The sequence below is a fragment of the Burkholderia sp. AU44665 genome, assembly GCF_030504405.1.
Classification (GTDB): Bacteria; Pseudomonadota; Gammaproteobacteria; order Burkholderiales; family Burkholderiaceae; genus Burkholderia; species Burkholderia semiarida.
Genome location: NZ_JAUJRI010000050.1, coordinates 1 through 924, shown reverse-complemented (window position 1 = coordinate 924; position 924 = coordinate 1). Strand labels below are relative to the sequence as shown.

Genomic DNA, 924 nt, shown 5'->3' with positions numbered 1-924 from the left:
CAGAAGTGGCTAGTCTAACCGCAAGGAGGACGGTCACCACGGTAGGATTCATGACTGGGGTGAAGTCGTAACAAGGTAGCCGTATCGGAAGGTGCGGCTGGATCACCTCCTTTCCAGAGCTTCTCGCGTAGTTGAGCGCTCACGCTTATCGGCTGTAAATTAAAGACAGACTCAGGGGTCTGTAGCTCAGTCGGTTAGAGCACCGTCTTGATAAGGCGGGGGTCGTTGGTTCGAATCCAACCAGACCCACCACCGTCTTGTGTGGCGGTACACACCTGAGACATCTGTACTCATGGGGGCATAGCTCAGCTGGGAGAGCACCTGCTTTGCAAGCAGGGGGTCGTCGGTTCGATCCCGTCTGCCTCCACCAATCTTCAATGACAAACATTCGAATGACGATTGTTCGAGTCTTTGTCATTGGCGATTGAGCCAGTCAGAGGATATCAACAGATATCGGCTGTCGTTCTTTAACAATCTGGAAGAAGTAAGTAATTTGGATAGCGGAAGCGTCTTTGAGATGGACGTGGAAACTATCCGGGTTGTGATTGTATCGATGTATCTCAAGATGATTCGAACTTCATTGTTCGGCTCGATTTTGGAATACGGCACAACGCGAGAACTCAACCTGTAGCGGCTGTCGAGAGACAGACTCGTTATAGGGTCAAGCGAACAAGTGCATGTGGTGGATGCCTTGGCGATCACAGGCGATGAAGGACGCGGTAGCCTGCGAAAAGCTACGGGGAGCTGGCAAACGAGCTTTGATCCGTAGATGTCCGAATGGGGAAACCCACTCCTTTTGGAGTATCCATGGCTGAATACATAGGCCATGTGAAGCGAACGCGGTGAACTGAAACATCTAAGTAACCGCAGGAAAAGAAATCAACCGAGATTCCCAAAGTAGTGGCGAGCGAAATGGGATGAGCC

At 51.1% G+C, this 924-nt stretch carries 2 tRNA genes and 2 rRNA genes; all 4 read left to right on the top strand.

The features are described 5' to 3' along the window. A 16S ribosomal RNA gene (locus QZM15_RS33895) occupies positions 1-113 on the top strand; the annotation flags it as partial. A gap of 62 nt (positions 114-175) precedes the next feature. Continuing rightward, positions 176-252: transfer RNA gene (locus QZM15_RS33890), tRNA-Ile, on the top strand. 42 nt (positions 253-294) lie between these two features. Further along, positions 295-370, top strand: a tRNA-Ala gene (locus QZM15_RS33885). A gap of 289 nt (positions 371-659) precedes the next feature. Then, a 23S ribosomal RNA gene (locus QZM15_RS33880) occupies positions 660-924 on the top strand; the annotation flags it as partial.